Raw genomic sequence first — 24,814 nt, forward strand, 5'->3', positions numbered from 1 at the left:
TGGCAGGCGCGCATGCAAGCCCCTATGTGTCGCACATGGCCTCTCCCGAAATCGAAGCGCTGACCCAGGCCCTGTCGCGGCTGCCCGGTTTCGGGCCGCGATCGGCGCGGCGGGCGGTGCTCCATTTGCTCAAGAAGCGCGAGACCACGCTCGATCCGCTGCTCGCGGCGCTCAGCGCGGTCAGCCAGAAGCTCACGACGTGCCATATCTGCGGCAATGTCGACACGCACGACCCGTGTTCGATCTGCGCCGACGCGCGCCGCGACGACCGGTCGCTCTGCGTGGTGGAGGAAGTCGCCGACCTCTGGGCGCTGGACCGGGCGCGGCTCTTCCCCGGCCGCTTCCATGTGCTGGGCGGCAAGCTCTCCGCGCTGGACGGCGTGCGCCCCGAGGATCTTCGGATCGACGCGCTGGTCCGCCGGGTGGGGGCAGGCGGCATCGACGAGGTCGTCCTCGCGATGAACGCCACGCTCGAGGGCCAGACCACCGCGCACTATGTCTCGGAGCGGCTGGAAGCCTTCCCCGTCCGCGTCACTCAACTCGCCCATGGCCTGCCGGTGGGGGGCGAACTCGACTATCTCGACGAGGGCACGCTCGCCCAGGCGCTCCGCGCGCGGCGGCCGGTTGCTTGACGCTGGGGGGCGGCTCTCCTAAATTTGGGCGATGGCCATCCTCCCTATCGTCGAAGTACCCGATCCGCGTCTGCGTCTCGTCTCCACCCCTGTCGAGGCGGTCGACGACGACGTGCGCACGCTGATCGGCGACATGTTCGACACCATGTACGATGCGCCGGGCATCGGCCTTGCCGCGATCCAGGTGGGCGTGCCCAAGCGGCTGATCGTGATGGACCTGCAGGAGGAAGAGGACGAGGAGGGCAAGCCGATCCGGCACCCGCGCGTCTTCATCAACCCCGAGATCCACGAGCCGGCCGAGGAAGTTTCGGTCTATACCGAGGGCTGCCTGTCCGTCCCCGACCAGTTCGCCGATGTCGAGCGCCCCGCGCGCTGCCGGGTGACCTGGCTGGACGAGAGGGGCGAGAAGCATGACGAGGTCTTCGAGGGCCTGCTCGCCACCTGCATCCAGCACGAGATGGACCATCTCGAGGGCATCGTGTTCCTCGACCATCTCTCGCGGCTCAAGCGCGACATGCTGATGAAGAAGCTCAACAAGGCCCGCAAGGCCGCCTGATTTTCCGCGCGTCGGACCGGGCCTGAAGTGCATCCTCCCCCGCCAGGGGGAGGTGGCAGGCGCAGCCTGACGGAGGGGGAGGAACCCCTGCCGCCACTGGATCGCGGTCCTCCCCCTCCGACGCGCGTCGCGCGCCACCTCCCCCTGGCGGGGGAGGAAACGGCCTGGGCGGTCTGACGCCTCCCTCCTTCCATACCTGCAGCCGTCATCCCGACGAACGTCGGGATCCATTCGCCACTCGGTCGCGGCTCGAGCCTCAACGGCGACCCCAATGGATTCCGGCTTTCGCCGGAAGGACGACGGGGGGGGGGCGGGGCCCGGCCACTTATCCACCAGAGCCTCCCCATCCCGCGCCCAACCGACCGCACCCGCCCTTGCGGCCCCGCCCCCGGACAGGTAAGTTCGCGTCCTGTTCCGCGGGAGGCATGAGTTGGATCCGTTCGTCGTTGGTTTCGTGATGGTGGCCCTGGTCGCGGGCGTGGTGGTCGGCTGGCTGATCGGCGCGCGCGGGACGAGCGAGGCGCGGGCGGAGAGCGCCCGGCGCGAGGCTGATTTCAAGGCCGCGATCACCGATCTCGCCATGGCCGAGGAACGCGTGGCCCAGCTCCCCCGTCTGCGCGAGGAAGCCGCGATGCTCCGCAACGAGCGCGACGCCGCCCGCATCGAGCTGGCCGAATTGAAGGCCAAGGCGGGCTCGTTCGAGGAGCGGCTCGCCGAATTCGTCAACGCCCGCGAGATGATGGCCGGCCAGTTCCGCGAACTCGCCTCGACCATGCTCGGCGAGACGCAGCGCGCCTTTCTCGAACGCGCCGAGGCGCGCTTCCACCAGGCGGGCGAGAAGAACGAGGAGCGGCTGCGCACGCTGCTCCAGCCGATCGACACCACGCTCAAGCGCTATGAGGAAGGCCTCCAGCGCGTCGAGAAGGACCGCAACGACAGCTATGGCCAGCTGCGTGAGGCGATCAGCGCCGTGCAGGCCGGGCTGGGCGAGACCCGCGCGGAAACCTCCAAGCTGGTCAATGCCCTGCGCGCTGCGCCTAAGACGCGCGGGCGCTGGGGCGAGCAGCAGTTCCGCAACCTGATCGAGATCGCCGGGCTTTCCGGCCATGTCGATTTCGCGGCCGAAGTCTCGGTCACCACCGAGGACGGCATGCTGCGGCCGGACTTCATCATCCGCCTGCCGGGCGACCAGCAGCTGATCGTCGACGTGAAGTGCGTGCTCGACGGCTATCTCCAGGCGGCCGAGGCGACCAGCGCCGAGGAGCGCGCGGCGGCGCTGAAAGCCCATGCCAAGGCGATGAGCACCCATGCCGACGCGCTGTCGCGCAAGGCCTATTGGGCGCAGTTCGAAAAGGCGCCGGACTTCGTGATCATGTACATCCCCGGCGACAATTTCCTGTCCAGCGCGCTGGAAGTGGACATGGAGCTGTGGGAGCGCGCGGCGCGCAACCGGGTGATCATCGCCGGCCCCTCGGCCTTCCTGCCGCTCGCCCGCACCGTCGCCTCGATGTGGCGCCAGCAGAAGCTGACCGAGGACGCCCGCGAAGTCGGCAAGCTGGGCAAGGAACTGTATGAGCGGCTGGCGACGGCAGCGGGCCACCTCAAGCGCGTCGGCGGCGGGCTGAACAGCGCGGTGGAGAATTACAACAAGTTCGTCGCGAGCTTCGAGGGCCGGGTGATGGTCTCCGCGCGGCGCTTCCAGGCGCTCAACGTGGATACCGGCAACAGCGCGCTGGACGCGATCGACACGGTCGACGTGATCGCGCGGGCGCCGACGGCGGAACTGCCGGCGCCGGATGGAGGCGAGGTGGAGGAAGCGGCTGCGGCGGAGTGAGAAGATTATTATTTTGAGACGATTAACCTAGATTTATTCAGTCGTATCGGCGTTCATTCTGCCCCTAATTTCGACCTGTGCTTCATTTCACTTCGATTGCTCCTCTAAACGGCTAGGCGCCGAGGCTGCTTGGTCGTAAAGTCTGCTCGAACTTGATAAACGGGGCGGAGATGCCTGAGTCAGAAATCGCGCAAGATAAGATTGACGAGGTCTTAGGAAATGTCTTTTTTCAGAGGGATGCAGTTCGTCATGCTGAATTGATCCCTCCTCCAGACCAGCCTCAGCCAAAACTTGTCCACTATACGAGTGCACAAACCGCATACGCTATCCTCACAGCAAAAAGCGAAGAGGATCGATGCCTATGGCTTCGTAATGCAACCGAGATGAACGACTTTTCCGAGGTGGATTATGGCCTAAATCTTTTGCGTCAGGCTTTCAGCGATGACGCTCTAGCCAATTCTTTCTTGGATGCTTGTAACGCGGTCGTTCCAGGTCATTTCCAAAGCGTGTTCAAAGCTATTGGAGATGAAGCGAGCGTTCTGAAGCTCAATACCTATTTGCTGTCGCTGTCCGCCCATGCCGGCCTTGAATTAGAAATGGGGCTGCTAAGCATGTGGCGTGCTTACGGAGGTGATGCCAACGTCTGCTTAGTTTTCAATGTGGACGCTTTTGCAAACCCTCAGGACGCGTACGACGTGGTGATAGCTCCAGTTGATTATCGTGGGCTTCGCGGCATAGTCGGAGAGGTTACGCGGATGCGTGACGCTATCATTGAGTATCGGGATGATCTGAAAAAAATTGATCCTAATCTTGTTTCGTTCAACATGAAATACGCTCTTGATATTATGCTGTTGAGCACGAAGCATCCCGGTTTCGCCGAGGAGAAAGAGTGGAGGATTATCTATCGTCCACCTGGTCCTCCTGCGGAGCCAGACGTTCCGAGCAAAATTGTGTGTGTAAATGGCGTTGTGCAATCTGTGTTCTATTTGCCTATGCGCGACATTCCAGAAAAGAAATTACTTAAGGCAAATTTGAACGAGATATTGGACTCGATAATAATTGGTCCAACGCCAAATCCGGATGTGGTTGTAAACGCTTTTGTTCGTATGCTGCGTGCAGCGGGTATGCAAGATGCGGAACGCCGTGTTAAATTTAGCGGCATCCCATTGCGAAGGTAATATTAAGCTCGACTTCGCGCGCGTCGGATTTGGGCTGGATAAATCATCATGCCGGCGCGGCAACAACTCAAGGTGCTAGCGCGTTATTCAATTGTGAAATGTTTAAGATGGGGAGCTAATTACTTGGCGTCCTCGCACCAACACCAGCGCCTTCCCGTCGCGCCCGGTCAGCAGCATCCGGCCGCGATGGCTCTGGCGGACCGCCAGGCGCTGGTCGAGCAGCGCGAGCAGGGCCTTTTCCTGCCGCATCAGCGCCGCCGAGCAGGCGCGGCGGGTGGTGATCACGCCGCCGGTGGTGAGGTAGCCGCGCTCCACCCGGTAGTTGCCGCCCAGCGCGTTGCAGCCGGTATAACCGCTGATCCGCAGGCCCTCCAGCTTCAGCCGGGCGCGGCTGCCGGGGACGGTCGGGTGGCCGTCGACCCCGGTCACGCGCCAGTCGCCGAGCAGCAGCTGCTCCTCGGCGTCGAACGGGGGCGTCTCGGCGCGGGGCTGCTCGCGGGCCGTCGGCGGCGCGGGCGCCTGCGCGGCGGCGGGGAGGGCGGCGCCGAGGCCGCACGCCAGCGCGAGGGCTGCGGCGGCGCGGCGCGCCCGCTCAGGCGTTCCGGAACTGGTTGCGTACTTCATAGGCCATCACCGCCGTTGCCACTGCCGCATTGAGGCTGTCTGCCTTGCCCAGCATGGGGATCTTTACCAGCAAATCGCACGCGGCTTCCATATGCGGCGGCATGCCCTGCGCCTCGTTGCCGGTGAGCAGGAAGGTCGGCGCGGCGTAGCGCGGGGCCTGATAGTCGTGGGTCGTATCGAGGCTGAGGCCGACGAGCTGGCCGGGGCCGGCGCGCAGCCAGGGCTCGAACTCCTCCCAGCGGGCGCGGGCGACGGGGACGGTGAACAGCGCGCCCATGCTCGCGCGCACCGCCTCGACCGAGAAGGGATCGACGCAGTCGTCGAGCAGGATCAGCCCGCCGGCGCCCACCGCGTCGCCGGTGCGCAGGATGGTGCCGAGATTGCCGGGATCGCGCAGCCGCTCGGCGACCAGCCAGATCGGCGCAGTGCTGCGGTCGATATCGGCGAGGTCGAGCGCGAACTCCGGATAGACGCCGACGACCGCGCCCGGATTGTCCTTGCCGGAGAGCTTCGAGAGGATGTCGGCATTGGTCTCGATCGCCTCGCCGCCCCGGGCCTCGGTGGCGGTGACGAGGGCGACGACCAGCGGGTGGCGGGCGGTCTCGGCGGTGTAGAACAGATAGTCGGGGATCCGGCCGGCCTCGCGCGCCTCGGTGAGGATGCGCAGGCCCTCGGCGAGGAACAGCCCCTCCTCGCGGCGGTGGCGCTTGTCGCGCAGGTTGCGCATGCGCTTGATGAGGGGGTTCGAGTAGGCGGTGATTTCGCGTGGCATCGGGCCGCTATAGGGCGGGATGGGGGCGGGGGCTAGTTGGGGGGCAGCTCGGGCCGTTCCCTGCTTCGGTGGCACGCGCATCCCTCTGCCTACCGCGTCATCCCCGCGAAGGCGGGGATCCATTCGCCTGTGCGCTGGTGAAAAGAACCGCGGCCTCAGCGCCAATGGATCCCCGCCTTCGCGGGGATGACGGTGGTTCTTGGTCTGGTAGATATTCCCAGACTTGCGGCGCCTATTCCTCGTTGAACCGCGCTTCGACCAGCTCGACCAGCGCCTGCACCGCGCCTTCCGCACCGTCGCCCTCGGCGGAAATGGTGATCGTGTCGCCCTTGGCGGCGCCGAGCATCATCAGGTCGAGGATCGAGGTGCCCGCGGCGCTGTTGCCGTCCTTCTCGACGGTCAGCTCGCAGGGCTGGGTGCTGGCGAGCGTGACGAACGCCATGCTGGCGCGGGCGTGGAGGCCGCGGCGGTTCTCGATGAGAACGGTGCGCGACACGCGGCTCATTGCGGCGGCCCCAGCATTTCCGACGCGACCGTCACGTACTTGCGGCCGGCGTCGCGCGCGGCGAGCACCGCGTCGGTCACGGACATGGTCTTGCGGGCGCTGCCGAGGCGGATCAGCATCGGCAGGCTGATGCCGGCGATCACCTCGACCTTGCCCGCCTTCATCAGTGAAATGGCGAGATTGGAGGGGGTGCCGCCGAACAGGTCGCTCAGCACGATCACGCCTTCGCCCGAATCGACCGCGCCGATGGCGCTGGCGATGTCGGCGCGGCGGCCCTCCATGTCATCCTCGGGGCCGATACAGATCGCGGCGACCTGCTCCTGCTTCCCCACTACATGTTCCATCGCGACGACGAACTCCTCGGCGAGTCGTCCGTGCGTCACGAGCACCAACCCGATCATTCTATTCTCCGCCCCTTGCCATGGACACCGGCGCCCCCTCCAGGGAGTCCTGTGGCGCGGTCTGCAAATCTCTGTGCGTCACCGTGGGCGAAAATCCTTCGTCGCGCAACCGGCGGGCCATCCGTTCGGCGACATGGACCGAGCGGTGGCGCCCGCCGGTGCAGCCGAACGCGATCGTCACATAGGCCTTTCCCTCGGCCTGGTAGCGGGGGAGGAGGAGCAGCAGCAGCGACTCGATCTGCGCCATCGCCGCGTCATAGGCGGGGTCGGCGGCGATATAGGCGGAGACGTCGGCATCGAGTCCCGTGCCGGGACGAAGGGCAGCGTCCCAGTGCGGATTGCGCAGGAAGCGCATGTCGAGGACGAGATCGGCATCGCGCGGCAGGCCGCGGGAAAAGCCAAAGGAGGTGACGCTGAAGGTGGTCTTGCCGCCGTCGGCCGAGAAGATCTGGCGGATCGTCTGCGCGAGCTGGTTGGCCTTCATGTCGGTGGTGTCGAGCAGGCGGTTCGACCAGCGGCGCAAGGGGCCCAGCAGTTCGCGCTCGCGGGCGATGCCGTCCTCGGCGGGGCGGTCCTGCGCCAGCGGGTGGCGGCGGCGGGTCTCGGAGAAGCGGCGGATCAGCTCGGCGCCGCTGCATTCGAGGAACAGCGTGCCGACGTCGAGCCCCTGGTCCTCGCGCAGCTTCTTGATGCGCTGGACGATGCTCTCGGCGTCGAAGCCGCGCGTCTGGGTGCCGAGACCGAGCGCCAGCGGGCGCTCGTCGTCACCGCCATCGGCACCCGGCGCGGTGTCGAGCAGGCGGTTTAGGAGGAGCAGGGGGAGGTTGTCGACCACCTCCCAGCCGAGATCCTCGAGCGTGCGCAGCACGGTCGACTTGCCGGCACCCGACATGCCGGTGACGAGCAGGATATGTTTGGGGCGACGCCGTTGCATGATGCTCTCGTTATAGGCTGCCGGGAGCGCGGGCGGGTCGAGGGGCGGGCTCATGCGCGGGCTGCCAATGGCAGCCGCACCACGAAGCGTGCGCCCTGCGATCGATCCTCCCGCGATTCCACGATTATGCTTCCCTGATGGCCTTCGACGATGGTGCGGGCAATGGCAAGCCCGAGCCCCGAATGCTGGCCGAACGCCTCGCTGGAAGGGCGCACCGAATGGAAGCGGCGGAAGATCGCCTCGCGGGCTTCCTCGGGCACACCGGGGCCTTCGTCCTCCACCCAGACGGCGAGGGCTTCGTCCTCCTCCTGCGCCGAGATCGCGATCAGGCCGCCGGGAGGCGAGAAGGACAGGGCGTTCTCGATGAGGTTCTCGAACACGCGCTCGAGCCGCGTCGGGTCGCCCATCACCTCCATCGATACCCCGCGCGGGCGATCGAAACGGAGGCGGATCTCCTCGGGCACGCCGCGGGTCTCGCGCTGGTCGATCAGCGCGGCGATCAACTCGCCCAGGTCGAACGGCTCGAAGGTGGTGCGGCTGAGCTGGGCGTCGATCCGCGAGGCCTCGGAAATGTCGGTGATCAGCCGGTCGAGCCGGTGGACGTCGTCGCGGACGATGTCGAGCAGCTGGTCGCGCAGGGCGGGGTCCTTGACGTTCGACAGCCCCTCGACGGCGGAGCGGAGCGAGGCGAGGGGGTTCTTCAGCTCGTGGGTGACGTCCGCGGCGAAGGTTTCGGTGGCGTCGATGCGGGCGCGCAGCGCGCCGCTCATGTCGGAAAGCGCGCGGGCGAGCATCCCGATCTCGTCGCGGCGCTCGGGCAGGCGGGGCACCACCACCTCGCGGGCCCGGCCGAGGCGCACCCGGATCGCCGCCAGCGCCAGTCGCCGCAAGGGCCGCACGATGGTGCGGGCGAGGAACAGCGAGAGCAGCACCGAAACCAGCGATACGATGCCGAGCACCACACCCAGCCGGTAGCGCTCCAGCCGCACCGTCTGGGTGATGTCGCGGGCGTTGTATGCGGTCATCACCACGCCGAGGCCGGTGATCGGCGCGGCGGCGGTGATCACCGGCGTGCGATCGGGCGCGCGCCAGACCGACGCAGCGGCGGCATGGGTTTCCAGCGCGGTCTTGACGTCCGGCCACTCCAGCCCGGCATCGCGCGGCCGTTCGCGGTACAGCGGCGCGCGATCGGCACCGGCGACCTTGTCGATCACTGCATCGAGGAAACGCGCGATGGTCTGGCCCACCGGATCCTTGTCCGGATCGCGCAGCACCAGGTTGCGCAGGCCAAGCTCGCGGCTGTCGCTGAGCAGCTTGCCCTGCGGATCGTAGAGGCGGATGCGGGTGCCCATGTCGCGGGCGAGGCTGAGCACCAGCAGGTCGCGGCGCTTGTCGGTGGCGGAGGCAAGCGCTTGCGCGATCAGCCGCACCTCGCGGCTGGTCTGCTCGACCCGGCTGTCGACGATGCGGCTGCGATAGCTGTCGAGGTAGAAGAAGCCGCCGCACAGCAGCGCCAGCGCGAAGATGTTGACCGCGAGGATCCGCGGCGTGAGGCTGACCCGACCCGACCATCGCAGCGCCAGGTCGCGCTCGTCATTCATCCGAAAAGCGGTATCCGGCGCCATAGAGCGTCTCGATCGCGTCGAACTCCGGGTCTACCTGGCGGAACTTGCGGCGGACGCGCTTGATGTGGCTGTCGATCGTGCGGTCGTCGACATAGATGTCGTCCTGGTACGCGGCATCCATCAGCTGGTTGCGCGTCTTGACGATGCCCGGGCGCTGGGCAAGCGTCTCCAGGATCAGGAATTCGGTGACGGTAAGGGTCACGTTGACCCCGCCCCAGGTGACTTTGTGGCGCGCCGGATCCATGCTCAGGCGGCCGCGCTCCAGCGCTTCGGCCGGCTCGGCGGGCGCCGCGCCCTCCACGACCGGCGCCGGCGTTTCGGTGCGGCGCAGGATGGCGCGGATGCGGGCGATCAGCAGCCGCTGCGAGAAGGGCTTGGCGATATAGTCGTCGGCGCCCATCGCCAGGCCGAGCGCCTCGTCCAGCTCGTCGTCCTTGCTGGTGAGGAAGATCACCGGAATCTGGCTCTTCTCGCGCAGGCGGCGGAGTAGCTCCAGGCCATCCATCTTCGGCATCTTGATGTCGAGCACCGCCAGCTCGGGCGGGTTCTCGATCAGCGCCTTCAAGGCGCTCTCGCCGTCCGAATAGACGCGGGTGAGAAATCCCTCGGTCTGGAGGGCGATCGATACCGAGGTGAGGATGTTGCGGTCGTCATCGACCAGCGCGATCGTGGCGGTCATCCGGCAGTCCGGGGCTGGCACAAAATCAGCATCTCCACCCGTTAGACCAAAGTTTCTTCCGCCTCAACCGACCGACAACGCTTACCCGGATTGACCCCTTTCGCATCGGCATGTCACTGGACGAGTCGCAATAAAGTTACGCCGCCGGCAAATCCTCTGGTTTGTCAGATAAATGGCGTGATAATATAAATAGGAGGCTTGGGTGGAAGAGCGTCAATCGCGCCATGGTCTTGGCGAGCAGGGCATCGTTACGTCGGCGACCCTGCACTGGAACCTGATTACCGCACCTCTGGTCGAGCACGCGATCCGTCGCGGCGAGGGCAGGCTGGCAGCCGAAGGACCGCTCGTGGTTGCTACGGGCAAGCACACCGGGCGCTCGGCCAAGGACAAGTTCATCGTCCGCGATGCCGAGACCGATACCAGCGTGTGGTGGGGCAAGACCAACCAGGCGATGACGCCGGAGCATTTCGCCGCGCTCAAGGCCGATTTCCTCGCCGAGCTCGGCACGCGCGACGAACTGTTCGTGCAGGATCTCTATGGCGGCTCGCAGCCCGAGCACCGCGTGCAGGTGCGGGTGATCAACGAACTCGCCTGGCACAACCTGTTCATCCGCACGCTGCTGGTGCGGCCCGAAGCGGCGGCGCTGGCGGACTTCGTGCCCGACTACACGATCATCGACCTGCCGAGCTTCCGTGCCGATGCCGCGCGTCACGGCACCCGCGGCGAGACGGTGATCGCCGTCAGCTTCACCGAGAAGCTGATCCTGATCGGGGGCACCGCCTATGCCGGCGAGATGAAGAAGAGCGTGTTCGGTCTGCTCAACTATCTGCTGCCGGAGCAGGGCATCATGCCGATGCACTGTTCGGCCAATATCGGGCCCCAGGGCGACACGGCGATCTTCTTCGGCCTCTCGGGCACCGGCAAGACGACGCTGTCGGCCGATGCCAGCCGCACCCTGATCGGTGACGACGAGCATGGCTGGTCGGACACCGCGGTCTTCAATTTCGAGGGCGGCTGCTACGCCAAGATGATCCGCCTCTCGCCCGAGGCCGAGCCGGAGATTTTCGCCACCACCAGGCGCTTCGGCACGGTGCTGGAGAATGTGGTGATGAATCCGGAGACGCGCACGCTCGACCTCGACGATGCGACGCTCGCCGAGAACAGTCGTGGGTCGTACCCGATCGACTTCATCCCCAATGCTTCGGCCGACAATCTTGGGCCGGTGCCGAACAACATGATCTTCCTCACCGCCGATGCGTACGGCGTGCTGCCGCCGATCGCGCGGCTGACGCCCGAGCAGGCGATGTACCATTTCCTCTCGGGCTATACCGCGCGGGTGGCGGGCACCGAGATCGGCGTCACCGAGCCCGAGGCGACCTTCTCCACCTGCTTCGGCGCCCCGTTCATGCCGCGGCATCCGTCGGTCTATGGCAATCTGCTCAAGAAGCGGATCGCCGAGGGCAATGTTGCCTGCTGGCTGGTCAATACCGGCTGGACCGGCGGCAAGTACGGCGTCGGCCACCGCATGCCGATCAAGGCGACGCGGGCGCTGCTCAACGCCGCGCTCGACGGCAGCCTCAATGCGGCCGAGTTCCGCCGCGATCCCTATTTCGGGTTCGAGGTGCCGGTGGCGGTGCCGGGCGTCGACTCGGCGATCCTCGACCCGCGCGAGACCTGGCCGGACAAGGCCGACTATGACGCCACCGCCGAGAAGCTCGTCGACCAGTTCGTCGAGAACTTCGCGCAGTTCGAGGCGCATGTCGAGGACGGCGTCCGCGCTGCCGCACCCAAGGCGCGGGCGCTCGCCTGAGCGACACGGCCGACCTCCTGCCGCGGCGCTTCCCCAGCGCCGCGGCGATCGTGCGGGTGGGGGGGGGGGCTGCTCGCCTGCACGCTGTCGCGTGAGGACTGGACGCACGAGGCGCATCTCGCGGCGTGCCTGTATCTGCTGACCGAGCGGCCAGACATCGATGTGGATGCCGAGATCGGCGGCTTCATCCGCCGGTTCAATGAGAGCGTCGGCGGCGTCAACGACGACCATGGCGGCTACCACGAGACGATCACGCGGGCGTATGTCGCGGGGGTGCGGCGCTACCTGGCGGAGGAGGAAGCGGAAGATCTTTTGGCGCGTGTGAATGGCCTGTTGGCCGCACCCATGGGTCAACGAGGCTGGCCGCTGCGCTTCTACAGCCGGGAGCGGCTGTTTTCGGTCGCGGCGCGACGCGGCTTTGTGGAGCCCGATCTAGCGCCGCTGCCATAGGCGGCGCGCAAGACAAGCCGATTTCTCGTCACCATCCACCAGCCGTCACCCCAGCGAACGCTGGGGTCTCTTCGGGGCCAGGCTACACCGGAGCAGCGCTGCTGTGGGAGATCCCAGCGTTCGCTGGGATGACGGTTGGGATGGTGTCGTCGCGCCCTGGTTCAGGCCTTGGCCGATGCCTCGACGTCCGGATCGAGCATGCGGTGGAGGTGTACGACCACGTAGCGCATCTCGGCGTCGTCGACGGTGCGCTGTGCTGCAGCGCGCCATGCCTTTTCGGCGCTGGCATAATCGGGGAAGATGCCGACCACGTCGAGCTTCGAGGGGTCGACGAAATCGAGGGTCGTCGGGTCGGCAACGCGGCCGCCGAAGACCAGGTGAAGCTTGCTCATTGCGCCTCCTGGGGGTGGGGGATGCTGCAGCCCTTACCGGCACTGCAGCATCGCACTCAACCCCCTTATAGGCGGCTCAGCGCTTCGCGGTGGCGTCCTTGGCCGCGTCGATCACCGTGCCGAACAGCGCCGAGACGCGTTCCTTGGTGGCATCGCTGTTCGGGATCAGCGATTCGATCTGCTCGCGGCCGCTGTCCTTGGCGGCCTGTACTGCCGCAGCTGCGCCGTCGGCGAGTTTGCGGCCGAGGGGCTCCAGCGCCGCTTTTTCGCGATCGAAGCGCGGCAGCAGCATGCCGATCACCACGCCGAGTGCGACGCCGCCAGCGAGCAGCAGCGCGGGGTTTTCGGTGAGGCGCGATCCGGTTTCGGTTTCGGTGCTCATGGCGTCATCCTTCTGTGCGGTCTTTGGGTGCCGAACCCTTTACGGGTCCGTCGGTTTCGTGGTTGCCCTTGCGGAAGATGTCGACGATCCAGCCGCGCGCGAGCACCAGCCCGACCCCGCTCGTCACCGCGGCGGCGAGCCACGGGCGGGTGCGGACGGCCTGGGTGCCCTCGCGGGCGATGGACGTGACGCTCTGCTTGGCGTTCTCTATGGCTTCCTGTGCGATGTTGCGCGGCTTCAGGCGTTCCTGGACGGTACCCAGGGTGGTCATCAGCCTGTCGCGGGCTGCGCGGGCGCGAGCGCGGGCGGCGTCGGGGTCGCGCGGTACGGTCATGCCTTCGCTCCCATCGCCTTGCGGATGCCCCGCGCCGCCGCCCAGCCGAGCAGCGCCGCGATCAGCAGCGCCACGCCGACCACGATCAGCGTCGCCCAGCCCGGACCGACGAGCGTCGCCAGCGTGAGGATCGCGCCGACGATCAGCCCGATGGCCGCCGCGAGCGCCAGTGCGAGGGCCAGCACGGCCGCAATCGCGGCACCCTTGACCTCGCTGACCTTCGCCTGTGCCACCGCCTTGAAGTAATCGACTTCAGCGCGCGCGTAATCCTTGGCGTCTTCGGTGAGCTGGCCGATCAGCGCACCGATGCCGGCTTCTTCCAGATTTGGGGCGTCCATGCCCTGTATGGCCCGCCCTTAGCTCTGCGTGGTGCCGGGCGTCGCCGACGGCCCGCTGCCGAAGCCGGCGGGCTCGACCTTCAGGTCTTCGGTCGAGGGCGCGTTGCCGGCCGGCGCGGTCGTCGACGGGGTGCCCGACGCTTCGATGCCCGACTTGATCACCCGCGCCAGCACGAAGCCGAGCGCGGCGGCGGTGCCGACGGCGATCGCCGGGCTCTTCTTCACGAACTCTGTCGCTTCGTCGAGCAGCTCGTTCACTTCCTTGCCGCGCAGCGACTCCGCGAAGCCCGCGATGCCGTCCGCCGCGGTGCGCGCATATTGGCCATACTGCGCGCCGAGCTTGGCATCGACATCGCCTGCCGCCGTGCGCATCATCTCGGCGACTTCGTCGAGCGCGCTGGTCGCGCGTTCCTTGCCGGTGCCGGCGAAGCCGAGAATGTGCTCCTTGGCCTGGTCGGCGTATTTCGACGCTTCCTCGCGAATCGTATCCGATGCGCTGCGCTTCGCACCCGCATCCTCGGTGCCGCCACCGGCCGCGCCGGTCGCACCCGCATTTCCACCGAGCGGATCGCCCGCAATGCTGGTCGTTTCGTCTGTCATGATCAAAAACCCTCCATGCTCGCCGAAACAACAACGGCCCCGTTTGCGAGTTCCCTCATGAACCGCTAGAGGCACCGCGCGCCTCATTCCTGACATGTTACGGAGACCATGACGTGACCGCAATCATCGACGTCCACGCCCGCCAGATTCTCGACAGCCGTGGCAACCCCACGGTGGAAGTGGATGTCCTGCTGGACGATGGCAGCTTCGGCCGTGCCGCCGTGCCTTCGGGCGCCTCCACCGGTGCCCATGAGGCGGTGGAAAAGCGCGACGGCGACAAGTCCCGCTGGCTCGGCAAGGGCGTCGAGGGCGCCGTCGATGCGGTGAACGGTGAGATTGCCGAGGCAGTCGTCGGCCTCGACGCCGAAGACCAGGCCGATCTCGACCGTACCATGATCGAGCTGGACGGCACCGCCAACAAGGGCCGCCTGGGCGCCAACGCGATCCTCGGCGTCAGCCTCGCCGCCGCCAAGGCCGCGGCCGATGCGCGCGGGCTGCCGCTCTACCGCTATGTCGGCGGCGTCAACGCGCACGTCCTGCCGGTGCCGATGATGAACATCATCAACGGCGGCGAGCATGCCGACAACCCGATCGACTTCCAGGAATTCATGATCGTGCCGGTCGGCGCCGAGAACATCGTCGAGGCGGTGCGCTGCGGTTCGGAAATTTTCCACACGCTCAAGAAGAAGCTGCACGAAAAGGGCCTGGCGACCGGCGTGGGCGACGAGGGCGGCTTCGCGCCGAACATTGCCTCGACCACCGAGGCGCTCGACTTCATCATGACGAGCATCGAGGCTGCCGGGTACAAGCCGGGCGACGACGTGATGCTCGCGCTCGACTGCGCCGCCACCGAATATTTCAAGGACGGCGCCTACAAGATGGTGGGCGAGGGCAAGACGCTCTCCTCGATCGAGAATGCCGAGTTCCTGGCGAAGCTCGCCGCCGATTATCCGATCTTCTCGATCGAGGACGGCATGGCCGAGGACGACTGGGAAGGCTGGAAGGCGCTGACCGACCTGCTCGGCGGCAAGGTGCAGCTGGTCGGCGACGATCTGTTCGTCACCAACCCGCAGCGCCTGCTGCGCGGCATCGAGGGCGGCTATGCCAACTCGCTGCTCGTCAAGGTCAACCAGATCGGCACGCTGACCGAGACGCTGGAAGCCGTCAGCATGGCGCAGCGCGCGTCGTACACGGCGGTGATGTCGCACCGTTCGGGCGAGACCGAGGACGCGACGATCGCCGATCTCGCGGTCGCCACCAACTGCGGCCAGATCAAGACCGGCAGCCTCGCGCGTTCGGACCGGCTCGCCAAGTACAACCAGCTGATCCGCATCGAGGAAGAGCTGGGCGACGCGGCGATCTATGCCGGCCGTTCGGTGCTGCGCCGCGCCTGATTACGTAGGAACCGCAATCTTGCTAAGAGCCGATCGATCAGCGAAAAACACGGGCATGAAGCGCGCTTCGCCCATGACCACGCTGCTGCGCCGCGCCGGGCTTCCCGCCGCGGCGCTGATCGCCATCGGCTTCTTCGCCTATAACGCGGTTCTGGGGCCCAACGGGATCGTCGCCGCCAAGGAAGTGCAGCACGAGCTTGCCGCCAAGCAGCGCGACTATGCGCTGCTCGACAAGAAGCGTGCCGAACTGAAGAATCGAGTCGACCTGCTCGACCCGAAGCACGGCGCCGATCCCGACATGGTCGACGAGCTTGCCCGCAAGCAGCTCAACGTCGTCCGCCCCGACGAAGTGATCATCCCGCTCGACAAGAAGTGATCGCCGTAGCGGCACCTGTTGCCAGCCACGGCGGAGCGTCTTAGTGCGGATGTACGTGGTCCGAACCCGCGCGTTGGTTGCAAGCCTTGCGATAACGCGCGTATAGGCACCCGCCTTTCCCCTCCCCGGATGAGGAATATCTGATCGTGGCCAAAGCACCGGCACGCAACGCACCGACCCCACCCGCCATCCCGAATCGCGAGCGACCGGCCGAACCGGAACGGTTCAAGGCTTCGAAGGAACAGCTGCTCGAATTCTATCGCCAGATGCTGCTGATCCGCCGCTTCGAAGAGAAGGCGGGCCAGCTCTACGGCCTCGGCTTCATCGGCGGCTTCTGCCACCTGTACATCGGCCAGGAAGCCGTTGCGGTCGGCCTGCAGTCGGCGCTGGACGGCGAGAAGGACTCGGTGATCACCGGCTATCGCGACCATGGCCACATGCTCGCCTACGGCATCGACCCCAAGGTGATCATGGCCGAGCTGACCGGCCGCGGCGCGGGTATCTCGCGCGGCAAGGGCGGCTCGATGCACATGTTCTCGACCGAGAAGAAGTTCTACGGCGGCCACGGCATCGTCGGCGCGCAGGTCTCGCTCGGCACGGGCCTCGCCTTCGCGCACAAGTATAACGAGGATGGCGGCGTCGCCATGGCCTATTTCGGCGACGGCGCCGCGAACCAGGGCCAGGTGTACGAGTCGTTCAACATGGCCGAGCTGTGGAAGCTCCCGATCATCTACGTGATCGAGAACAACCAGTACGCCATGGGCACCAGCGTCAACCGCTCCTCGGCGGAAGACCAGCTGTACAAGCGCGGCGAGAGCTTCCGCATCCCCGGCATCCAGGTGGACGGCATGGACGTGCTCGCCTGCCGCGGTGCCGCCGAGGAGGCGCTCGCCTGGGTGCGCGCCGGCAAGGGCCCGATCATCCTCGAGATGAAGACCTATCGCTATCGCGGCCACTCGATGTCCGATCCGGCCAAGTATCGCAGCCGCGAGGAAGTCCAGTCGGTCCGCGACAAGTCGGACCCTATCGAGGCGGTGAAGCGCGAGCTCGAGACGATGGGCGTGACCGAAGAGCAGCTCAAGCCGCTCGAGGCCGAGATCCGCAAGATCGTGAACGAATCGGCGGACTTCGCCGAACAGACGCCGGAGCCCGATCCGGCCGAACTCTATACCGACGTGCTGGTGGAGACCTACTGAGATGGCGATCGAACTCAAGATGCCGGCACTCTCGCCGACCATGGAAGAGGGCACGCTCGCCAAGTGGCTCGTCAAGGAAGGCGATGTCGTGAAGTCCGGCGACATCCTCGCCGAGATCGAGACCGACAAGGCGACGATGGAATTCGAAGCCGTCGACGAAGGCACGATCGCCAAGATCCTGGTGACCGAGGGCACGGATAACGTGAAGGTCGGCACCGTGATCGCGATGATCGCGGGCGAGGGCGAGGACGCCTCGACCGCCGCTGCCGCGCCGGCGCCCGCCAGCCAGCAGGCCGAGCCGACCCCGGCGCCCGAAAAGGCGCCCGAGACCGGCACCGCCCAGCTGACCGCCGCGGTCGAGAAGACGCGCCCGGCCGATCCGGCGGTTCCCGCCGGCACCGAGATGGTGAAGACCACGGTCCGCGAAGCGCTGCGCGACGCGATGGCCGAGGAAATGCGCGCCGACCCGCGCATCTTCGTGATGGGCGAGGAAGTCGCCGAGTATCAGGGCGCCTACAAGGTGACCCAGGGCCTGCTCGACGAATTCGGCCCCAAGCGCGTCATCGACACGCCGATCACCGAATACGGCTTTGCCGGCGTCGGCACCGGCGCGGCGATGGGCGGCCTGAAGCCGATCATCGAGTTCATGACGTTCAACTTCGCCATGCAGGCGATCGACCACATCATCAACTCGGCGGCCAAGACCAACTACATGTCCGGCGGCCAGATGCGCTGCCCGATCGTGTTCCGCGGTCCCAACGGCTCGGCAAGCCGCGTCGGCGCGCAGCACAGCCAGAACTATGCGCCCTGGTATGCCAGCGTTCCCGGCCTGATCGTGATCGCGCCCTATGACGCGGCCGATGCCAAGGGCCTGCTCAAGGCGGCGATCCGCAGCCAGGATCCGGTCGTGTTCCTCGAGAACGAGCTGATGTACGGCCGCAGCTTCGACGTGCCGAAGCTCGACGATTACGTCCTGCCGATCGGCAAGGCCCGCATCATGCGTGAGGGCAAGGACGTGACGCTGGTCAGCTACTCGATCGGCGTGGGCGTCTCGCTCGAAGCCGCGGAGAAGCTGGCGGCCGAGGGCATCGACGCCGAGGTGATCGACCTGCGCACGCTGCGTCCGCTCGACAAGCAGACCGTGCTGGAAAGCCTGAAGAAGACCAACCGCATCGTGGTGGTCGAGGAAGGCTGGCCGACCTGTTCGATCGCGTCGGAAGTCGCCGCGTTCGTGATGGAAGAGGGCTTTGACGACCTCGACGCGCCGGTGCTGCGCGTGACCAACGAGGACGTGCCGCTGCCTTATGCCGCGAACCTCGAGAAGCTCGCGATGGTGACGGCCGACAAGGCCGTGTCGGTCGTGAAGAAGGTCACCTATCGCTGATCTTCGTCTCCTGACGTGGAAACAGGCCCGTCCGACCCCGTGTCGGGCGGGCCTTTTCGTTAGCTGGAGGCGAGATCGCAGGTCGCCCGCGCGGCGGCAGGGGCGGGATTGTAGACCTGGCCGTAGTCCCGGTTGTCGCGTACGACGAAGGAAGCAACGTAGCGCAGCATCTTGCTGCTGGTGAACCAGCCGTTCCCGACGATCGGCGTGTAGAGATAGTTGATCTCGACGAACATCACGCCGGAGTCGGTCGGCGCGTTCACCTGCGCGCCGCTTTCGCCCATGCCGCTCGGGGCCAGCGTGCCGGGATGTTGTGCGCTATTGTCGCCCGAGGTGGCGGTGTTGATCCCGGCAGTGGGATCATAGGTCACCCCGTCGGACTGCAGTGTCTTGCCATAGTGCGAGTCGAAACTGCTGCCCGTCTTCGCGCCGAAGCAGCGCTGCCAGTGGATGCGCTGGGTGCCGCCGCTATTCTCCAGGCTCGACAGGGTGATCCGGCCGTTGGCGGTCAGGTTGAAGGGGGCGCCTTGCTGCTTGGCCGCGAGCAGCACGTCGTTCAGGTCGACCTCGCGCAACTGGGTGGTGCCGGTGCCGCTGAACAGCCCGACCCGGCTGGCATTGTCCGCCAGCGCCAGCGCCACCTGGCTGAGGCGCTGGTTGGTGAGCGAATAGTTGGTAAGCTCCGCTGCCCACAGCCCGCCGGTGAGCAGAATGGGCAGGCCAAGCGCGAATTCGAGCAGCGTTACGCCCGAACGATCGTCCGCCAGCCGGTGGAGCATGCCGCACATCTTCATTTGCACAGCACCTGCGACGTGGGGATCGACTGGACGTTGAACGGCTGGTTCTTGAAGCGGGTGGAGGCGCTGAGCACCACCTGGTTGCTCCAGCCGATCAGCCCGGCGACCGGGAACAGCCGGGTATAGGTGACCGTCACCTTGTAGATGGTCACGTCGCTGGCGCCGCCCTGGCCGGCGCGGCCGGGATCGGTATCGTACAGGCCGTTGCCGTTGATGTCGGTGAAACATTCGCCGGGATCATGCTTGCCGTTGCCGTTGGCATCGGTGAAGTCCTCGGGCTTGATCACCCCGAAGCTCGAATAGAACAGGCGGCTGGGGCTGACCGTCGCATTGCCGGCAACGCGGCGGACCGCGGTGACCACGCGGCCATCGATCGTGCTGGTATCGGCGGCCTCGATCGTCGAGTCGCGGCCGGCTTTCTGCACCGCCCCTTCCAGCACCGCCTGGATATAGGCCTGATAGGCGATATCCATCAGCCCCATCAACAGCGCCGCCAGCACCGGCAGCAGGATCGCGAACTCGATCAGCGTCGCCGCCCGGTGGCACTGGCCGAGGCGGCGGATCATTTGGTGATCCGCAGCATCGCCACGCGCTTGGCGATCGTCTGGAAGGCCGCGTTCAGCGAGGCGTTGTCCGCTGCGTAGAAGGCCTGGCCCGGCGAGGCGCAGCTGGTCAGCTGGCTGGTCAGCGTCTGGCCGAAGCCGATGATGAACACCGAGATGTTGCGCGCCTTGGCGGCAGTACACTCGGCGAGGAAGCGGGCATAATGGTTGGCCTGCTGGCTCGAGTCCGAACAATCGGACTGATAGCCGGCGGTGGTCACCCGCTGGTCGTAATTCTCGATCCCGTACATGCCGTAGAGGCACATGCTCGGCGCCATGTCGCCGTCGGTCATGAACACGATGTAGCGTTTTGGCGGGTTACGCCCCGGCCAGGGGGCCGTGTCCGCAGCGAACAGGCCGGTCGGGGAGAGCAGCCGCGTGCCCCAGATCATGCCGGTATCGTGATAGGTGCCGCCTTGGGGCACGAAATCGCTGGCGTTCACATAGTCGCTGATATCCTGGTGTGTCATCACCTTCAGCCGCTGCACCGGCTTTCCGCACGATACCCAGCCATAGGCGATGTTCTGATAGGCGTTGAGCGGCGTGTAATAGTCCAGCGTATAGCCGCTGGTGCCGTCGCCATAGGGATTGGCGCTGTTGCCGGAATAGGTGTGGCTGGAATAGCCGCCGCGATAATAGACGACGTCCGGCCACATCGGGCGCCAGCGTGTCGCGTCGTTCGTCGGCACAAGATCGGGATCGAGGTCTGGCGGCAGGTTCGAATAATCGAAGCTGGCCGTGGCGGTCGTGTCGCGTTCCTCGAGGCAGCCCTGCCATTTGGAGGTGGCGCCGCTGATCTTGCTCGGATCGGTGACGGTGTTGCCCAGCTTGTACTGGCTCGTGTCGAAGGTGACCTTCTGATACGTCCAGCTGGGCTTTACCGGCTGCGTGGTCAGCGCACAGCTGCCGACCGCGCTGCTGCCGTTGTTGGGAGTCCAGCTCACGCTCGTGACCGTCGCGCTGCCGCTGGTCGTGTAGCCGGTCGCCGGGCTGCGGCCGGCATAGGCGCTGCACTGCGACTGGGTCTTGTTGACGTAGGTAGGGCCGCTGCTGCTCGCGCCGTTATTGGCGTCGCCTGCAAGCGACCGGCTGTTATAGGTCCAGCTGTTGACGATGTAGCTGGGCGAGAGCGCGGTCACCGCATAGCCCGCGTTGACCGTCGAGGTGTAGGTGACGAAGCCGTAGCGCAGATGGGTCGTCGGATCGACCGCCGCGGCCAGCGTGTCGTAGAAGTTCAGCACCGCCTGGCGCAGGCCCGAGATCTTCGATCCGGACTTCTCCTGCACATAATAGCCGGTGGTGCCGTCGGGCCGGGTATAGGTGACGATCGGCTGGCTGCATCCGCCGGTGCCGTCCGCCGTGGTGCACGCCATCGAGCCCGTGGTGTCCAGCACGAACATGATGTCCGTATCGGCTACGTCGTAGCGTGCCTCGCAGTCTACCGTCAGCGTCTGGCTGCCATAGCCCATCATCGCGGTAAGGGTCAGCGGCACCGTGGCCGAGGCGGTGCCCGCAACCTGGTTCTCGCTGGTCTTGGAAGGCGTGAAGCTGACCGCGCTGGTACCGAACAGTCCTACCTTGAAATTATTGGCGAAAAAGGCGTTTGCCTGCGCCGTTGCGGTGCTGTCGAGCGTCGCGGCGCTGGTCGAGACCATGAAGCGTCGCCCGGCGAGGGCGCCGGCGTCGCAGGCCTGTTGGAGCCGCGTCTTGACCATGTAGAGCCGCGCCGTATCGACCGCCGAGCCTGCGATGAACAGCAAGGGGATGAGTGCGATCGCCATGATCGCCAGGGTGTTGCCGGCCCGGTCCCGGCGCAGGCGCGGGAGCAAGCCGCCACGCGCCGTTGGCCTTGCGCCGCGGAGTCTCCGCAACTGCTTGAAAAGCAACCTGTTCATCGTGACAGACTGGAACCCCTTGGGCGAAGATGCGCGCTGCCTCTTTCGCCCCCGCGTGCCAAGCCATAGAGGGAAGGGGTGAACGCTTCGCTAAACACCCAGCCCGAAGATCCTGAGCGGGCGCTGATTCTCGCGTATGCTCCGCTAGTTAGCCGGCCGGCCCTGGCGGCGCTGCTGGCCTTGGACGATGCGCTGGCGCTGCTGCTGCGCACCACCAGCCAGCCTGCGGTCGGCCAGCTGCGGCTGGCCTGGTGGCGCGAGGCGCTGGCCAAGCTCGACACCGCGCCGCCGCCGGCCGAGCCGGTGCTGCGTGGGCTCGCGGCCGAGGTGCTGCCGCGCGGCGTGACGGGGGCCTCGCTCGTGCCGATCGTCCATGGTTGGGAAGTGCTGGTCGAGGAAGAGGCGCTCGACGGCCTCGCGCTGGCACGGTTCGCGGCGGGGCGGGGGAGCCTGTTCGTCGCGGCGGGTACCGCGCTGGCCGCGGCGGGGGATCCGCTCGCGCTCGCGGGAGAAGGCTGGGCGCTGGCCGACCTCGCACGGCATCTGGGGGACGGCGAGGAAGCCTCTGCCGCGCGTGCGGCGGCCGGGCCGCGCCTGACCGAGGCGCTGGGCCGGCGCTGGAGCCGCAACGGACGCGCGCTCGGCGCACTCGCCCTTCGCGCGCGGATGGATCTGGACGTGCCCGGCGATGCCCCGCTCCCGATCGGCGCGCCGAAGCGGGTGGGGCGGTTGCTCTGGCACCGCCTGACCGGTCGATAGCGCTTGGCTGCGCGGCCGTGAAGGTATAGGTTTCTCCCGTCTTTCGGGGGAGGCGCGCATGTGGCGATATGCGGTGGGTGCCGGGGCGGCGTTGCTGCTGGCGTTCGGGGGATTTCTGCTGTTCCAGCACGGGCCGGCGCGAACGCCGCTCGCCGCGATGCTGCCGGCAATGCCCGGCAATGCCATCGCGGCCGCGCCGCTCCCCGACGCCGCGCCCGAAGCCGACGCCTTGACCCGCGAGCAGAAGCGGTTCGACCGCTTTGACAAGGATCGGAACGACTCGGTGAGCCGCGACGAATATTTCGCCGCCCGCCACAAGGCGTTCGCCAAGCTCGACACCAATGGCGACGGGCGGCTGAGCTTCGAGGAATGGGCGGCAAAGTCGATCGCCAAGTTCAACGGCGCGGATACCGACAGGTCCGGCACGCTCAACCGTACCGAGTTCGCGACCACCGCGCCCAAGCGCCGGCCGCCGGGGTCCAAATGCTCCTGCGGCAAGCCGGCCCCGGCGCCCAGCCCCGCCGCCAAGGGCGAGGACGACGACAATTAAGGCTTAGCCGACCCGCTCGAAATGGCCGCGCGCGAAGCCGGCCGCCATCAGCGCGACGATCCGCTCGGCGACGACCTCGGGGGCTTTCACCGTGGCGGGATCCTCGCCCGGAAAGGCGCGGGCGCGCATCTTGGTGCGCGTGGCGCCGGGATCGACGATGCCGACACGGACCTCGGAGACGTTCTCCAGCTCGTGCCCATAGCTGAGCAGCAGGTTCTCGAACGCGGCCTTGGAGGCGCCGTACATGCCCCAATAGGCACGCGGGTTGCGGCCGACGCTGGAGGTGATGCCCAGCACCCGCGCGGCGGGCGCGCGGCGGAGCATCGGATCGAACGCCGCCAGCATCGCGGCCTGCGCGCTGACGTTGAGCGCCAGCACCTTGGCGAACTCGGCAAAGTCGATCGCGTTGACCGCGCTCAGCGTGCCGAGCGTACCGGCATTGAGCACCAGCATGTCGAGCGTCGGCCAGCGCTCGGCGATCGCGCCGGCGAGGCGGCCGATCGCGTCGTGCTCGGCCAGGTCGAGCGGCGCGATCGTGGCACTACCGCCCGCCTGGAAGATCGCGTCCTCGACTTCCTCGAGCCCGCCCGCGGTCCGGGCGGTGAGGATGACATGGGCGCCGGCCGCGCCCAGCGCGATGGCGGTCGCCGCGCCGATGCCGCGGCTGGCGCCGGTGACGAGAGCGGTCTGGCCCGCCAGCAATGCCTGGCTCATCCCCGGCTCAGCCGACCTTCTCGGCCAGCAGTGCGAGCTGGTCCGGCGGCGGCGCCAGTTCGTCCTGGTCGGTCAGCGTCGTCGGATAGTCGCCGGTGAAGCAGGCGTCGCAGTACTTGGGATGGATATCCGCGCGGCGGGCTTCGCCCAGCGCCTTGTACAGGCCGTCGATCGAGACGAAGGCCAGGCTGTCGGCATGGATGAAGTCGGTCATCCCGCCCACGTCCATCTTGGCGGCGAGCAGCTTGGCGCGCTCGGGCGTGTCGACGCCGTAGAAGCAGCTGTGGCGCGTCGGCGGCGAGGCGATGCGCATATGCACTTCCTTCGCGCCGGCATCGTGCATCATCTGCACGATCTTGAGGCTGGTGGTGCCGCGCACGATCGAATCGTCGATCAGCACGATGCGCTTGCCCGCGATCAGCTCGCGGTTCGCATTGTGCTTCAGCTTCACGCCGAGGTGGCGGACCTTGTCGCCCGGCTGGATGAAGGTGCGGCCGACATAATGCGAGCGGATGATGCCGAGTTCAAACGGCACGCCCGATTCCTGCGCATAGCCGATCGCGGCGGGCACGCCCGAATCCGGTACCGGGATCACCAGGTCGGCCTCGACCGGCGCCTCGATCGCCAGCTGCGCGCCGATCGCCTTGCGCACCGAATAGACCGATTGGTCGCCGGCGATCGAATCGGGGCGGCTGAAATACACCCATTCGAAGATGCACGGCCGCGGCGCCACCGCTTCGAACGGCTTGATCGAGCGGATCTCCGTACCCTGCACGATCACCAGCTCGCCCGGCTCCACCTGCCGTTCGAAGGTCGCACCGCACACGTCGAGCGCCACGGTTTCGGACGCGAAGATCACCGCGCCGTCCAGGCGCCCCATCACCAGCGGCCGGATGCCGAGCGGATCGCGGCAGGCGATCATGCCCTCGGGCGTCATCACGACCAGGCTATAGGCACCCTCCACCTGCTTCAGCGCATCGATGAATCGGTCGAGCAGCGTACGGTAGTTCGACGTCGCGACGAGGTGGATGATCGTCTCGGTGTCGCTGGTCGACTGGAAGATCGATCCGCGCCGCACCAATTCGCGGCGCAGCTTCATCG

Annotated in this window: 29 protein-coding genes; 12 read left to right on the top strand and 17 right to left on the bottom strand. The window is 66.7% G+C overall.

What is annotated here, in order from left to right:
* Nucleotides 1-35 precede the first annotated feature (35 nt).
* From recR to QZ814_RS04845, 4 genes are all read left to right on the top strand, one after another.
* Complete coding sequence (gene recR / locus QZ814_RS04830; RefSeq protein WP_294329950.1) at nucleotides 36-632, top strand: recombination mediator RecR; 597 nt, start codon at nucleotides 36-38, stop codon at nucleotides 630-632.
* 31 nt (nucleotides 633-663) lie between these two features.
* Nucleotides 664-1,188: a peptide deformylase gene (def, locus tag QZ814_RS04835; RefSeq protein ID WP_294329951.1), complete on the top strand. Its 525-nt coding sequence runs from the start codon at nucleotides 664-666 to the stop codon at nucleotides 1,186-1,188.
* Between the two features lie 430 nt (nucleotides 1,189-1,618).
* Nucleotides 1,619-3,022, top strand: coding sequence for a DNA recombination protein RmuC (gene rmuC / locus QZ814_RS04840; RefSeq protein WP_294329952.1), 1,404 nt, complete (start codon nucleotides 1,619-1,621; stop codon nucleotides 3,020-3,022).
* A gap of 170 nt (nucleotides 3,023-3,192) precedes the next feature.
* On the top strand, nucleotides 3,193-4,200 hold the full coding sequence (locus tag QZ814_RS04845) for a DUF2971 domain-containing protein (protein ID WP_294329953.1): 1,008 nt from the start codon (nucleotides 3,193-3,195) through the stop codon (nucleotides 4,198-4,200).
* Between the two features lie 102 nt (nucleotides 4,201-4,302).
* Here the strand turns inward: QZ814_RS04845 and QZ814_RS04850 are convergent, their stop codons facing one another.
* The 7 genes from QZ814_RS04850 to QZ814_RS04880 form a co-directional block, all read right to left on the bottom strand.
* The gene (locus tag QZ814_RS04850; RefSeq protein ID WP_294329954.1) at nucleotides 4,303-4,824 is read right to left on the bottom strand and encodes an META domain-containing protein; all 522 of its coding nucleotides are present in this window, start codon (nucleotides 4,822-4,824) and stop codon (nucleotides 4,303-4,305) included.
* Nucleotides 4,793-5,596, bottom strand: coding sequence for an RNA methyltransferase (locus QZ814_RS04855; RefSeq protein ID WP_294329955.1), 804 nt, complete (start codon nucleotides 5,594-5,596; stop codon nucleotides 4,793-4,795). The genes QZ814_RS04850 and QZ814_RS04855 overlap by 32 nt, the downstream gene beginning before the upstream one ends.
* Nucleotides 5,597-5,828: 232 nt before the next feature.
* Nucleotides 5,829-6,101, bottom strand: a complete 273-nt coding sequence (locus QZ814_RS04860; protein ID WP_294329956.1) for an HPr family phosphocarrier protein — start codon at nucleotides 6,099-6,101, stop codon at nucleotides 5,829-5,831.
* The gene (locus tag QZ814_RS04865; RefSeq protein ID WP_064312096.1) at nucleotides 6,098-6,502 is read right to left on the bottom strand and encodes a PTS sugar transporter subunit IIA; all 405 of its coding nucleotides are present in this window, start codon (nucleotides 6,500-6,502) and stop codon (nucleotides 6,098-6,100) included. Before QZ814_RS04865 ends, QZ814_RS04860 begins: the two co-directional genes overlap by 4 nt.
* A 1-nt stretch (nucleotide 6,503) precedes the next feature.
* Nucleotides 6,504-7,436 carry an RNase adapter RapZ gene (rapZ, locus tag QZ814_RS04870; protein ID WP_294329979.1) on the bottom strand — a complete coding sequence of 311 codons (933 nt, stop codon included), beginning with the start codon at nucleotides 7,434-7,436 and terminating at the stop codon, nucleotides 6,504-6,506.
* A 50-nt stretch (nucleotides 7,437-7,486) separates the two neighbouring features.
* On the bottom strand, nucleotides 7,487-9,037 hold the full coding sequence (locus tag QZ814_RS04875) for a stimulus-sensing domain-containing protein (RefSeq protein ID WP_294329957.1): 1,551 nt from the start codon (nucleotides 9,035-9,037) through the stop codon (nucleotides 7,487-7,489).
* Complete coding sequence (locus QZ814_RS04880; protein WP_066716607.1) at nucleotides 9,030-9,740, bottom strand: response regulator transcription factor; 711 nt, start codon at nucleotides 9,738-9,740, stop codon at nucleotides 9,030-9,032. Before QZ814_RS04880 ends, QZ814_RS04875 begins: the two co-directional genes overlap by 8 nt.
* A 202-nt stretch (nucleotides 9,741-9,942) precedes the next feature.
* Here QZ814_RS04880 and QZ814_RS04885 point away from each other — a divergent pair, with 202 nt between their 5' ends.
* Nucleotides 9,943-11,550 (top strand): phosphoenolpyruvate carboxykinase, encoded by a 1,608-nt coding sequence (locus tag QZ814_RS04885; RefSeq protein WP_294329958.1) that lies wholly within the window; start codon nucleotides 9,943-9,945, stop codon nucleotides 11,548-11,550.
* A gap of 162 nt (nucleotides 11,551-11,712) precedes the next feature.
* Nucleotides 11,713-12,000 carry a hypothetical protein gene (locus QZ814_RS04890; RefSeq protein WP_365898132.1) on the top strand — a complete coding sequence of 96 codons (288 nt, stop codon included), beginning with the start codon at nucleotides 11,713-11,715 and terminating at the stop codon, nucleotides 11,998-12,000.
* Between the two features lie 161 nt (nucleotides 12,001-12,161).
* Here QZ814_RS04890 and QZ814_RS04895 read toward each other — a convergent pair whose 3' ends face one another.
* The 5 genes from QZ814_RS04895 to QZ814_RS04915 all read right to left on the bottom strand — a co-directional run bounded on the left by QZ814_RS04895 (nucleotide 12,162) and on the right by QZ814_RS04915 (nucleotide 14,046).
* A complete protein-coding gene (locus QZ814_RS04895) occupies nucleotides 12,162-12,392 on the bottom strand; it encodes a DUF4170 domain-containing protein (RefSeq protein WP_294329959.1) in 231 nt (76 codons plus the stop codon).
* A 76-nt stretch (nucleotides 12,393-12,468) separates the two neighbouring features.
* The gene (locus QZ814_RS04900; protein ID WP_010544983.1) at nucleotides 12,469-12,774 is read right to left on the bottom strand and encodes a hypothetical protein; all 306 of its coding nucleotides are present in this window, start codon (nucleotides 12,772-12,774) and stop codon (nucleotides 12,469-12,471) included.
* Between the two features lie 4 nt (nucleotides 12,775-12,778).
* Entirely contained in the window at nucleotides 12,779-13,108 is a 330-nt protein-coding gene (locus QZ814_RS04905; protein WP_294329960.1) for a DUF3618 domain-containing protein, read from the bottom strand.
* A complete protein-coding gene (locus tag QZ814_RS04910) occupies nucleotides 13,105-13,446 on the bottom strand; it encodes a phage holin family protein (RefSeq protein ID WP_010544981.1) in 342 nt (113 codons plus the stop codon). The genes QZ814_RS04905 and QZ814_RS04910 overlap by 4 nt, the downstream gene beginning before the upstream one ends.
* Before the next feature lie 18 nt (nucleotides 13,447-13,464).
* Nucleotides 13,465-14,046: a hypothetical protein gene (locus QZ814_RS04915; RefSeq protein ID WP_294329961.1), complete on the bottom strand. Its 582-nt coding sequence runs from the start codon at nucleotides 14,044-14,046 to the stop codon at nucleotides 13,465-13,467.
* Between the two features lie 113 nt (nucleotides 14,047-14,159).
* Here QZ814_RS04915 and eno point away from each other — a divergent pair, with 113 nt between their 5' ends.
* The 4 genes from eno (at nucleotide 14,160) to QZ814_RS04935 (ending at nucleotide 18,396) form a co-directional block, all read left to right on the top strand.
* Complete coding sequence (gene eno, locus QZ814_RS04920) at nucleotides 14,160-15,440, top strand: phosphopyruvate hydratase (RefSeq protein ID WP_294329962.1); 1,281 nt, start codon at nucleotides 14,160-14,162, stop codon at nucleotides 15,438-15,440.
* Between the two features lie 55 nt (nucleotides 15,441-15,495).
* Nucleotides 15,496-15,816 carry a septum formation initiator family protein gene (locus QZ814_RS04925; RefSeq protein ID WP_294329963.1) on the top strand — a complete coding sequence of 107 codons (321 nt, stop codon included), beginning with the start codon at nucleotides 15,496-15,498 and terminating at the stop codon, nucleotides 15,814-15,816.
* A 146-nt stretch (nucleotides 15,817-15,962) separates the two neighbouring features.
* Nucleotides 15,963-17,012, top strand: a complete 1,050-nt coding sequence (gene pdhA, locus QZ814_RS04930) for a pyruvate dehydrogenase (acetyl-transferring) E1 component subunit alpha (RefSeq protein ID WP_294329964.1) — start codon at nucleotides 15,963-15,965, stop codon at nucleotides 17,010-17,012.
* 1 nt (nucleotide 17,013) lies between these two features.
* Complete coding sequence (locus tag QZ814_RS04935; RefSeq protein WP_294329965.1) at nucleotides 17,014-18,396, top strand: pyruvate dehydrogenase complex E1 component subunit beta; 1,383 nt, start codon at nucleotides 17,014-17,016, stop codon at nucleotides 18,394-18,396.
* A 59-nt stretch (nucleotides 18,397-18,455) separates the two neighbouring features.
* Here the strand turns inward: QZ814_RS04935 and QZ814_RS04940 are convergent, their stop codons facing one another.
* Genes QZ814_RS04940 through QZ814_RS04950 form a run of 3 tightly spaced genes read right to left on the bottom strand, consistent with a single transcriptional unit; the run spans nucleotide 18,456 to nucleotide 21,681 of the window.
* Nucleotides 18,456-19,190, bottom strand: coding sequence for a TadE/TadG family type IV pilus assembly protein (locus QZ814_RS04940; protein WP_294329966.1), 735 nt, complete (start codon nucleotides 19,188-19,190; stop codon nucleotides 18,456-18,458).
* Nucleotides 19,187-19,759 carry a TadE/TadG family type IV pilus assembly protein gene (locus QZ814_RS04945; RefSeq protein ID WP_294329967.1) on the bottom strand — a complete coding sequence of 191 codons (573 nt, stop codon included), beginning with the start codon at nucleotides 19,757-19,759 and terminating at the stop codon, nucleotides 19,187-19,189. Before QZ814_RS04945 ends, QZ814_RS04940 begins: the two co-directional genes overlap by 4 nt.
* The gene (locus QZ814_RS04950) at nucleotides 19,756-21,681 is read right to left on the bottom strand and encodes a TadE/TadG family type IV pilus assembly protein (protein ID WP_365898140.1); all 1,926 of its coding nucleotides are present in this window, start codon (nucleotides 21,679-21,681) and stop codon (nucleotides 19,756-19,758) included. The genes QZ814_RS04945 and QZ814_RS04950 overlap by 4 nt, the downstream gene beginning before the upstream one ends.
* Nucleotides 21,682-21,768: 87 nt before the next feature.
* Between QZ814_RS04950 and QZ814_RS04955 the strand changes: the two genes are divergently transcribed.
* Both QZ814_RS04955 and QZ814_RS04960 read left to right on the top strand, forming a co-directional pair.
* Nucleotides 21,769-22,449: a squalene/phytoene synthase family protein gene (locus QZ814_RS04955; RefSeq protein ID WP_294329968.1), complete on the top strand. Its 681-nt coding sequence runs from the start codon at nucleotides 21,769-21,771 to the stop codon at nucleotides 22,447-22,449.
* A 58-nt stretch (nucleotides 22,450-22,507) separates the two neighbouring features.
* Entirely contained in the window at nucleotides 22,508-22,999 is a 492-nt protein-coding gene (locus QZ814_RS04960) for an EF-hand domain-containing protein (protein WP_294329969.1), read from the top strand.
* 3 nt (nucleotides 23,000-23,002) lie between these two features.
* Here QZ814_RS04960 and QZ814_RS04965 read toward each other — a convergent pair whose 3' ends face one another.
* Nucleotides 23,003-23,713, bottom strand: coding sequence for an SDR family NAD(P)-dependent oxidoreductase (locus QZ814_RS04965; protein ID WP_294329970.1), 711 nt, complete (start codon nucleotides 23,711-23,713; stop codon nucleotides 23,003-23,005).
* Nucleotides 23,714-23,720: 7 nt separating this feature from the next.
* Nucleotides 23,721-24,814, bottom strand: a 1,094-nt coding sequence (gene purF / locus QZ814_RS04970) for an amidophosphoribosyltransferase (RefSeq protein ID WP_294329971.1), incomplete at its 5' end; no start/stop codon positions are given.

The organism is uncultured Sphingomonas sp. (assembly GCF_913777625.1).
Taxonomy (GTDB): domain Bacteria; phylum Pseudomonadota; class Alphaproteobacteria; order Sphingomonadales; family Sphingomonadaceae; genus Sphingomonas.